Annotated in this window: 10 protein-coding genes and 3 pseudogenes; 10 read left to right on the top strand and 3 right to left on the bottom strand. The window is 51.9% G+C overall.

Annotation, left to right across the window (positions count from 1 at the left end; translation table 11 throughout):
- Window positions 1-279: transposase (locus OA90_RS27070; RefSeq protein ID WP_156510446.1), on the top strand; the 279-nt coding region annotated here is incomplete at its 5' end.
- A 251-nt stretch (window positions 280-530) separates the two neighbouring features.
- Window positions 531-1,037, top strand: coding sequence for a HEPN domain-containing protein (locus tag OA90_RS27060; protein WP_068420091.1), 507 nt, complete (start codon window positions 531-533; stop codon window positions 1,035-1,037).
- Window positions 1,038-1,572: 535 nt separating this feature from the next.
- Here the strand turns inward: OA90_RS27060 and OA90_RS27055 are convergent.
- The 3 genes and pseudogenes from OA90_RS27055 to OA90_RS29190 form a co-directional block, all read right to left on the bottom strand.
- The gene (locus OA90_RS27055; protein ID WP_156510703.1) at window positions 1,573-3,306 is read right to left on the bottom strand and encodes a diguanylate cyclase; all 1,734 of its coding nucleotides are present in this window, start codon (window positions 3,304-3,306) and stop codon (window positions 1,573-1,575) included.
- 467 nt (window positions 3,307-3,773) lie between these two features.
- Window positions 3,774-3,926 (bottom strand): annotated as a pseudogene (locus OA90_RS29720) (IS5/IS1182 family transposase); the annotation flags it as partial.
- 46 nt (window positions 3,927-3,972) lie between these two features.
- Window positions 3,973-4,110, bottom strand: a pseudogene (locus tag OA90_RS29190) (transposase domain-containing protein); the annotation flags it as partial.
- 121 nt (window positions 4,111-4,231) lie between these two features.
- Between OA90_RS29190 and OA90_RS27045 the strand changes: the two are divergent.
- The 8 genes and pseudogenes from OA90_RS27045 to OA90_RS27005 form a co-directional block, all read left to right on the top strand.
- Window positions 4,232-4,648, top strand: a complete 417-nt coding sequence (locus OA90_RS27045) for a thermonuclease family protein (protein WP_199823878.1) — start codon at window positions 4,232-4,234, stop codon at window positions 4,646-4,648.
- Between the two features lie 11 nt (window positions 4,649-4,659).
- The gene (locus OA90_RS27040; RefSeq protein ID WP_068420083.1) at window positions 4,660-5,031 is read left to right on the top strand and encodes a hypothetical protein; all 372 of its coding nucleotides are present in this window, start codon (window positions 4,660-4,662) and stop codon (window positions 5,029-5,031) included.
- 166 nt (window positions 5,032-5,197) lie between these two features.
- Window positions 5,198-5,716 carry a hypothetical protein gene (locus tag OA90_RS27035; protein ID WP_068420081.1) on the top strand — a complete coding sequence of 173 codons (519 nt, stop codon included), beginning with the start codon at window positions 5,198-5,200 and terminating at the stop codon, window positions 5,714-5,716.
- Between the two features lie 248 nt (window positions 5,717-5,964).
- The gene (locus OA90_RS27030; protein ID WP_156510702.1) at window positions 5,965-6,357 is read left to right on the top strand and encodes a hypothetical protein; all 393 of its coding nucleotides are present in this window, start codon (window positions 5,965-5,967) and stop codon (window positions 6,355-6,357) included.
- Between the two features lie 137 nt (window positions 6,358-6,494).
- The gene (locus OA90_RS28835; protein ID WP_156510701.1) at window positions 6,495-6,650 is read left to right on the top strand and encodes a hypothetical protein; all 156 of its coding nucleotides are present in this window, start codon (window positions 6,495-6,497) and stop codon (window positions 6,648-6,650) included.
- Between the two features lie 425 nt (window positions 6,651-7,075).
- Window positions 7,076-7,597 carry a hypothetical protein gene (locus OA90_RS27020; protein WP_156510700.1) on the top strand — a complete coding sequence of 174 codons (522 nt, stop codon included), beginning with the start codon at window positions 7,076-7,078 and terminating at the stop codon, window positions 7,595-7,597.
- Window positions 7,598-8,272: 675 nt separating this feature from the next.
- Window positions 8,273-8,839 (top strand): hypothetical protein, encoded by a 567-nt coding sequence (locus OA90_RS27010; RefSeq protein ID WP_156510699.1) that lies wholly within the window; start codon window positions 8,273-8,275, stop codon window positions 8,837-8,839.
- Window positions 8,836-9,780, top strand: a pseudogene (locus tag OA90_RS27005) (terminase family protein); the annotation flags it as partial. The gene OA90_RS27010 and the pseudogene OA90_RS27005, both read left to right, overlap by 4 nt.

Genomic DNA, 9,780 nt, shown 5'->3' with positions numbered 1-9,780 from the left:
GTCTTCGCCGATGGCGGCTATGCCGGTGAAAAGCTGCGCGCCGCCCTGGTGGGCAACGGCAACTGGACGATAGAGATCATCAAACGCTCCGATGCTGCTGAAGGCTTCGAACTCCTGCCCCGCAGATGGGTGGTGGAGCGCACTTTCGCATGGCTGGGCAGATGCCGCCGGTTGGCAAAGGACTGGGAGGCGTCAATCGAAAGTTCCACCGCATGGATCAACATCGCTAGTATCAGGGTCATGACACGCAGGCTCGCAACCTATTGTCTTGTCTCATGAACTTTTGAATCGGACTCTGAAACAAGTCGGCGAAAAGCCGTTTCATGTTCGAGGCCCCATCAATCTCGCTGCGCTAGACTCCGTCTACAATGCCCTTCTTCCGAAAGCAAAAAATCTCCCGAGCGGTCTGAAAGAAAAGCTTTCCAAGCTCTACGACGACGAAGAATTCAGGCAATCCATCTTCTTCAACACAAGCGACAATTCCACCGTCGGAAAGCGTCTTGAAATTGTATCTAAGCATTTGAAATAAAATGGGATATGAGGATCGATTCATCCTGGCAGATGACTATCTTACTCACGTCGATGCAGTCATCACCGGCTTGCCAGACGATTTCATTAGGTCTCGCTACCTTGGCTTCCTGGCCATTTCTGCGGTCACGGCCTATGAGCTCGCGATAAAGGATATCATTTATCGGTTCTCAGACCAAAAACACAGAGCGTTAGGTGAGCTGGCCAGAAGCAGGTTTGATCGTTTGAACGGACAAATAAAGCTAAGCGACCTCCGAACACGGCATATCGTGTCATTTGGCCAAAAATACCGTGATAGATTTGATCGGGAGCTCAAGGGGGCTGAAGATGCATCCCTGGCCGCGCGAACCGGTAGCGTGAAAAGCAGCTATGGAAACCTGATCACCTGGCGGCACAACTTCGTGCACGAAGGCGAATGGCCGAATACAGCAACTTATGGTGATCTGAGAACGGCCTATGATCATGGCAAAGAGCTAATCCGCTGCATCGACCGAGCGATGCAGCGCTAACGCCAACGGATTATTCCGATAGTCCCTGATCGCGTCCCCAACCAGTTCGGCCAAACGAAACCTCGCGCGTAGGACGAATGTCGGCAGCATCTTTGGAAGATAACGTGTTTGCACTCGCGGCAAAAGTCCGCTTCCCGTCCTTTCAAGGCAATAGATCAGCCTGCAGTGAGCGGCTGCAATGCAGATAGGACGAAACACCGAGCGTCAGGCTTGGGGGGCGGGCGCTGCCAACGAAAACGATGGCGGTGCTGCTGGCGTATGAGGGGGATCGGCTGATAGCACAGCAAGAGGCGAAGGAGGCTGCGTGAGAGGACGAGGCCTAGAGGTGAGGGGGGAATGCCGAAGTGCGAAGCCGACATTGGCTATGCCTTGCATGTTCATGATGCCGCAGTGATGGAAACCGCCCAAGGCTTGCCACCATCCGAAAACGGGTTGTCTGGCACAGACCCAACCGGCGTGGCTATATCGCTGGTTCGGGCGTTTTAACAAGCACGATGGCCATTATCGCTTATAGCCCTCACCTTAGCGAAGGGCTCTAGTCGGTGGCATCCTTCTTTCTGTACATTTCAACCAGCGCTGCGTCGCAAATCTGGTTGCGTCCGCGGTGTTTGGCGACATAAAGGCGCTCGTCACCGGTCTTCAGCAGGCTCGACAGGCGGTCTCCGTCTTGAGGGTAAGATGCAAGTCCAGCTGATATGGTGACTTGTCCCAGGGGACGACCTTCGAACGTGAAGGGCAGGTTTTCAACGCTCAGACGAAGTGCTTCCGAAAACGCCATCGCCTCTTCATGGGGAATGCCAGATATCACGATAGCGAACTCTTCTCCGCCGAGCCGGCAGGCGGTATGGGTTTCGGACGTATGTTGGTGAAACAGCTTGGCAAGCTGTGTCAGAACAAAGTCACCAGCATCATGTCCGAATTGATCGTTGTATTTCTTGAAATGATCGACATCGATTATGAGCAGCCAGAAAGGCATTTCTTCTCGGTCGGCGCGGGCAATCAAACGGTCAAACCGTTCTTCGAGATAACGCCGATTGTAAAGGCGCGTGAGTGGGTCAAGTAAAGCTTGTTGTTCTAGGGTTTCTCTTAGTTTCAGGTTGGAAACGGCGATGGCAGTTTCCTTTCCTATTGATTTGGCGATGTCCAGTTCCATGTCTGTGAATGTTCTCTTGGGCGTTTCTTTGAGGTGGATGACGCCAACCACTTCGCCTTGTGCCATTAGAGGAATACAGACCGCATCTGTCCTACCGCTGTCTTTCAGGTGTCTGCAGACAAGTTCGCCCTTATGGGAGTGGTGAACGGTGTTCTTGCGCAGAGACCAGCAGCTGTCTGGAGACTTGAATTCGCCTTTCTTCCATGTCCCGCCCCATTCATGGCTGACAACCAGAAGATTGCGGGAGTTGTTCATCAGAGCCAGAGCGCCACTGACACGTGGTAGGAGCTGGGGCAAGTGGCTCTCAAGGATCTCACCAGCTTCAGGCAGATTGTTACAGATGGCCAATAGGGATCCGAGTTCCTGCAGGGCGCTCAGCGTTGATGTGCGCTCGCGCACTTGTGAATCCAGGCGTTCTTCTCGTGACTGGATGGACTTTGCAAGTGCGCGGCCGAGCCAGAATGTAATCGCGATGATAAACAGCATTCCAAACGCAGCGCCGATGACGAGTATCTTCCTGAGGTTGTTTTGCTGTTGATAAAAATGCTTCAGGGGAAGAGCGACCCTTGCGATCATCTGGATGCCATTTCGTTCCAGGGGGACCGCAGAATAAAGAAAGTTGATATCGAGGGTCGCGCTGCGCCGCTCGGATAAACCAAACCCATGTTCCAAGGCCTGAATAACTTCAGGGCGTTTTGCGTGATTTGCTGCGTGTAACAATTGACCGTAGGACATATCCGTGTCCCCGAGCACCAGCCCATTTCTGGCGATGATGGTGATACGGGCACCGATCGTTGCGGCCATCAGTCCGATTTCTCTATGGAGCGCAGCGAAACGCTCGGATTTCACGCCGATCTGTTGCGGAGGAGGGCTGAAGTCTCCAGGCAGCAATGAGACAAGACGCGCAACGACCTTTGCTTCCTGTAGCGCCATTTCTTCTTCATGCTCGCGCATGTAATCCGACATCGTCTGATCAATGAAGAGTGAGAACATCAAGATGCAAGCAAGCATCATGATGACAGACAGAAATGCAATCGGCAGATAACGGAATTTTCTTATCCGAAGTCTGAGTGCACTGAAACACCCATTTCGCATATTCTCCTGCGATTGCTCCACGCTATTTCCCTTGAGTAATCATCATTTATTTCGAGTAAATTGATGACTTACCCTAAGGTAAAAGAGTTATTCCATCCCTATCAGTAGATAAAATATCTGGGGAATGTAGAAAATTTACGGACTAATTATTATTCTAATGAATGGATTCTGAATGTGAAGTATTCAAAGGTATTTTTCATTGGTAGTTTTTGTAATTTGAATGAGAAGTGATGTTGGGAAATAAATATCTCATTGTTAGCCTGTTTTAGGGCTGTCGAAAAGGCACCGTCGGTCTCGTTAAGCCAAAGCGTATCAGTCATCCATCATCTGGCTAAAAAGAGTCCGTGGCATCTCAGATGCTCGCCAAGCGGGAGCTGGACACCCGCAAAAATCCGTGTTTTCTGATTGTGTCACGAGAGCAGCCGTTTTGGCTCGGTCCTTGCTGATCTGGGCCGGGTTTGGGTTGTTTCTCCGCCGTTCAGGCGGATTCATTCCATGGCGTTTTTACGTTCGTGGAAAATCAGGCGGTCAAAATTGTAGGCGAGATTGGCCAGCGTCAGTTTTGCTTCAGCACGAGCCTGGCCGATGGTGCGGACAAACAGGCCATAGCGTGTCTTCTGATGCGCAAAGACATGCTCTACCGTGTCCGTCCTGTGAAGGCGGTCTTCATGGGGGCTACGCGCTCTGTTACGCTGACTTTTTAGCGTAACACCATGGCATGAGGTCGTTGATGCGATTGATCTTGTGGTCGGCGATTTGTGCAAGGACCCAGGTCAGCCAGGCTCGCGGGTCGATGCTGTTGAGTTTTGCGGTTTCGAAGAGTGTGGAGGCAACTACCATGGCTCTACCGACAACCTCGGGATTCGTGCACAACGAGTTTTTCCACCTAGCCCCGGATTGTCGTAAACGTGGCCTATCAGATGTCCAGGCAGGAAACCGAGACAGCATGACAAGAACGATTATCGCAGTGGTTTTTTGCCTGCTGAGTTTCACCAGCAATGCAGAAGAATGGACAAGCAAGGTGTCCAGGGTGATCGACGGCGACACGTTTCAACTAAGCCGGCCGCTGGTTCGGATACGCCTATGTGGGGTCGATACGCCAGAAAAGGGCCAGAGGGGCTACAGAGAAGCGACCCAGTACACCAAGGCGCTGGTTGCCGGGAAAACCGTGCAATGCCGAACGGTGGGCGAGGGGACGCCATGCGATGGGCGTTCACGCAAGAAATCGTACGACCGCTTTGTGGCGCAGTGCTTTGTGGACGGAAATGACATTGCGATGGAGTTGGTGGAGGCGGGCCACGCCTGTGCATGGCCGAAATACTCGGGACAGCACTACTTCAAGTCGGGGCGTTGCATAAAATAACGGGGGCGTGAATGTCTGAACTTTCGCAAGCGATAAGAGACATCAATATTCAATTAGAATTCATTCGGAAAAAGTACCCAGACGTTTTTCGAGTGATAATTGAAGAGGCGGAAATCGATTTTTATATCTTCAAGGTTCGGAAGCTACCGAACCGAATGTTTTTCATGAACCTGTCGGTTAAGTACTCCAACATTGGCTCGGGTAAGACAACTCCTGACCTGTCGCGCGCGCTCATGATTTTGGCGCGAGCTTCGGAGACTTATCACTTCGGAAAAGACGGCGTTATTTCAAAGCAGGTTGAAATTCTGAATTTGCCAAGAACACCCAAGGGAACAGCTGGCTTTCTGTCTGAAATGGTGCACCGGATTCGAATGCCTGAATAGGGACGTATTTTCCCGTGGTCGATTCAGGTAATTTTGGGATGGAGTTGGTGGAGGCGGGGTTGGCTTGCGATTGGCGGATGTATTCCAGTAGGTATTATGCGTTTAACAACCATTGTGTTGCCCGCTAGAATTGTGAGAGATAATTTGCTCCTAGGGATCATAGATCGTGTTCATACTCGAGGATTTAAATCAGCATTCCGTTATTTTCATTGCACTGACGAAGTGGGTCCCGCCGCTGATCACCATACTGATCGGAGGCCTTTTTGCTTCTATCTTGTTTCCACGTTGGCAAGACAGGTACACGAAGAGCCATGCAAGAGCACAACGACGATTGGAAATCTTAGAAGAGGTTGCTCGATGGGCAATGAGATATAAAACTGAATGGCTTCGTTTGATTGCGATTTCAGAACACGAGTCAAAGAAACCTAACGGATTGACTAAAACGGAAATGGATCGAAAGCAGCAGCACGTGTCGGACCGTAACAATGCGCGGCTTGAACTTTCCGATGCCCTATGCAGGGCCGAAGTATATTTCTCGGATAAGGCTCTCGAGGCTGCTGCGGCATTCCGTGAATGGGATGAACAGATAATGGTTCAACAGCTCCAAGATCTGCCGAACCGACAAGAATTCACTGAACGGTTTGCGAACCTGGTCAGAGTCATGACCGTAGAGGGTCGTGTATAAGTGAAGAAAGAGAGAAAACGATGATGAAATTGAGAGGAAGCCTTGAATTTTTCAGCAAATTTTGTGCTCGGCTAAATTTCGCAGTAATCTTAACATTGATGTGTTTGTTGCTTGCCAATTGCGGAGGCAAGGCTACAACTGTACGCGGTAACGCCACCGGCGGCGACGGCGCAACAATAAGTCCCGATATATCACTTTCTGGGGGATGCCCAGGGCCGGGTTGTCCTGCTGGATATTAGGAGTTGCGTTTGACCCCCGAAACACCAGAAGAAATGCTCGCCCGTCTTGTTGAGGCCGTCGAGGTAATTGCGATCATCGGCAAGGGTGACGGGCCACGCACTGCTTGGGCGACCTGGCCAGATCCCAACATGATCCGGAAGGTTAAGCGCCAACGGATCTGCAGCGCGCAGGAGATCGCCAGAGCCGAAGAGGCAATGACCTGGTGGGCGCTGATTGACGACATCGACGCACGTCGAGCCTTACAATACGAGGTCATGTGCAAGGCTGGTGGGGGCAAATTCACCCAAGTATGCAAAAAATATGGGTGGGAACGCTCAACGGTGCTTAAGCGCAATCGTGTTGTTCTGAAAAAGCTATCTGAAAAGCTGGCCCTAGGGGACGTTTCCAGAAGAGCTGCCTAGCTGGACAGGTTTCACAGAATGAGCCTAAAAACAGCCCCATAGAGATACCTTGAAGAACTGCGCCCAACACTGGGCGCAGCTTAGAAGAACCGATCCAATCGAAGGAGCACCCTGGCGATTTGTCGACCTGCCAAGACATGAGCGATCCATACGATTGGGAGGCCGGGGGGAATGGTTATCAAGATCAACAAGTAGATGAAAAGTTCCGTCGGCTTATCTCGACCTTGGAGCGCGACGAAAACGACCAGGCAAAACACAACAGAACAGTTTCCGAGGATCGCCAAAAAATTTGATTGGCGCTTCTGAACGAGAGCCCAAAGGGCTCCTAATGTCAGCAGACCCAAGTGAAATATTTCAGGATGAGTTAGGTAGGCTTCCAAGCAATCTCCGGATCATCTGGAGGGTGGATACGAACATGCGCCGGGTCGTTTGGTAAGCGACATGCATCAACGTTGGTGGGAGCCAACACCCGGCTTGATATCTGATTTGATGGGCTCGCGCAAAGCGGGCCTTTTTTGTACTCTTTTTGCGGGTGACGTTAGAATTAAAAACTAAAAGTTGAGGCTTGCATTCGTCAATGGTAGCTTTGATAGTTAACCATAGGTCGGTAACCTCAGGTGCGCTTCCTGGTGAGGCGTGCCCACATTTGTGACGATGAGAACAAGCAGTCGTTTTCACGTTGTGGGTTTTCTGACCCTCACACCGTGGGAGCGTGCGAATGGCAGACACAGGTAACAAGCCAACCCGACAATACCGTAACGCGGGAAACCACGTCACACACGCCGGTGAACACTCGAATATGAAGATGTTCGATTTCGGTATTATTCTGCAAGACGACATGGAAGCGTTAGGTTACTGTCCAATTTGCTTTGGCCGAATGACTTGGGGAGGAGCGAATGAAGACCACATAGTTACAGATAAACAGTACTTTGGTGATAACGTTCAGCATATGACAAATAGTGAATACAATGCTGAATCAAATCTAATGACTGTTCATCATCGCTGCAACGAGTTTAAGAAGGAAACAGATCTTTTCGAGTACTGGAGAAACAATAGAGAACGCCTGTTTCTGCGCCCCGCTCAATATGCTGCATTGATCGCAATTCTCAATCATTTAGAGGAGGGGGGTAAGGCTAGTCTTACCCACATCGCCCCGCAGGATTGGAATTCAACCATCTTCAAAATAGTCAGGTCCATTCAAAATCGCGACCCAGATTTCGTACACCTTTCTGTAGAATGATGCGCATCCACCTCAGGTTGGCGTGCAATTCTGATCGTAATACAGTCCTCAAAATAGTCGAACACGTAGACGTCGCGCCAACCTTGGTTTTGAGCTCCAATTCAAGTGGCTGGCAATACGTTGAAACAGGACTACGAAACAGTTCGCAACAACTCTACGTGGCCAGTATGCCTAGTTTTGCTAAGATCGTTGGCGGAGGAAGGCTTGAGCCAGGCGGATTTAGCTACTTTGTTGATCCTGAATGGCGGCAAAAGGGTTTGGGCTTGGAGATTGCCCGTAAGTTGTTGGCGATCTACAGCTGTCGAGTGCCTGGGGAAACAATCCGGCTAGCAATCAGGCGGGGAAATCTACCTTCAATAAAGATTGCTGAGGCACTTGGTTTCCAGTTTTCAGGCTCAGACACGCTGATGCCGCATGCACTTATGTTTGAGCTTGATCTTGAATGCACTCGAACAGCTTTTCATGATGTGTAACGGTTTTTCACATGTGATTTGATCTGCACGAAACCAAACTCAATCACCAAGCTTAAGGAGAAGAAGGACAATGGGAACCTGCTGTATGTCTCCTGCAACCACTGCGGCCGCTTTTTCTGGCTGGATTTGGGCTATCTGATTGAACGGCTAGGGCCTGGCTACCGGGTTTCGGGGAACGAACGCTTCCGAGGTGGCCTGAGGTGTGAAGCCTGCGGGCAAAAGAGGGCTCAACTCACCGTGCATTCGCGCTGAGTGGGCCTCAAAACAAGTTTCAGCAAAAAAGCTGCGAAACGGCGTGAAAGGTAAGCAGATGGCTGCACCTAAAGGGAACGACTACGCAAAAAAATGGAAGACCTCGCGAGCTCGCAAGGAAGCCTGCAAAAGGTTCTGCGATCACATAGCAGCAGGGTATTCGCTTGAGAGTTTCGCTGACGCGGACAAGAAGACCATTCGCTACTACGCCGAGCAATACCCAGATGATTTCCCTGCCGACAAGCTGCAAGAGGCGGCAAGGAAGGGTTTGTTCGAGTGGGAGAAGCTTGGAAAAGAGGGGACTGAGGGCCTGATTGACGGCTTCAACGCGTCCTCATGGAAATTCAACATGCAGAACCGGGCCGGGTGGCGGGACAAAACGGACGTTGAAAGCCGGAACATTCTCGGCGGCCCTGAAGACGCGGCGAAAATCGAGGCGCTGAAGCCCCGGAGCGACTCCGAGATTGCCCTCGGCATTATGGCGCTTCTCACAAAACAGAAGACAGGCGGTGAATGAACGCTCTTGAAACGCTGATCACGCAGATAGAGCGGATGTCTGCGGAGGATCGGGTTGCGCTTCAAAAGCAACTGGATGAAGCCGGGGTGCTTGAGCAGTTCAACGTCTGGCGTCCGCAAGAGGGACCGCAGACTGAGGGCTATTTCAGTCAGGCAGACTTAACGCTCTACGGCGGTGCGGCCGGTGGCGGAAAGACGGATCTGATTGCCGGGCTTTCGCTGTTCGCTCACCACAAGGTGGCGATCTTCCGGGACAGTCTGAAATCCCTCAAGGGCCTGATAGAGCGTATGAACGCGATCATGCGGGATGCGGGGCTTGGCCGGATCGTCGGCAACCCGCCCCGCTGGATCGGTCCTGACGGTAGGATGATTGAATTTGGCCACTTGGGTGTGCCTGGCGCTGAAGAAGACTGGCAGGGCCGTGACCATGACCTGAAAGCGTTCGATGAGGGCGCTCAGATGGACCCGCGCAAGGTTCTGTTCGTCATGGGCTGGCTGCGCTCCACGCGACCCGGCCAACGCTGCCGAGCGCTGATTGCGACCAACCCACCCGTTGGTGGGCAGGGGGACTATCTGGTTGACTGGTTCGCTCCGTGGCTCGATCCGCTGCATGAGCTGTTCGGTACGGTCGCGCCCGGTCAACTGCTGTGGGGCAACTTCATCACGGACGGCACTGAAATCCGCACCGAGTGGTTTACGGAGCCCACACAGATTGAAATCGAAGGCGAGCTTGTCGATGTGCCCTCCCGGACCTTCATACCCGCGAAGACGCAGGACAACGCCTTTCTGGGCGGGGACTATCTGGCGCAGCTCAACGCGCAACCGGAACCGCTCCGCACGGCGTTGCTGACTGGCGACTTCATGGCCGCCCGGCAAGATCATGACATGCAGGTTATTCCGTCCGATTGGGTGGATCTGGCATTCGAACGGTATGACGCCGGG

Origin of the sequence: Labrenzia sp. OB1, from assembly GCF_001624695.1 — a bacterium.
Lineage (GTDB): Bacteria > Pseudomonadota > Alphaproteobacteria > Rhizobiales > Stappiaceae > Roseibium.
Note: the sequence above shows the minus strand (reverse complement) of the source record. Positions and strands in the feature narration are given on the sequence as shown.

Bases quoted from the DNA above. Each gene is read 5' to 3' on its own strand.
- OA90_RS28835 (WP_156510701.1), top strand. From the start codon at position 6,495: ATGAGCGATCCATACGATTGGGAGGCCGGGGGGAATGGTTATCAAGAT.
- OA90_RS27045 (WP_199823878.1), top strand. From the start codon at position 4,232: ATGACAAGAACGATTATCGCAGTGGTTTTTTGCCTGCTGAGTTTCACC.
- OA90_RS27040 (WP_068420083.1), top strand. From the start codon at position 4,660: ATGTCTGAACTTTCGCAAGCGATAAGAGACATCAATATTCAATTAGAA.
- OA90_RS27020 (WP_156510700.1), top strand. From the start codon at position 7,076: ATGGCAGACACAGGTAACAAGCCAACCCGACAATACCGTAACGCGGGA.
- OA90_RS27060 (WP_068420091.1), top strand. From the start codon at position 531: ATGGGATATGAGGATCGATTCATCCTGGCAGATGACTATCTTACTCAC.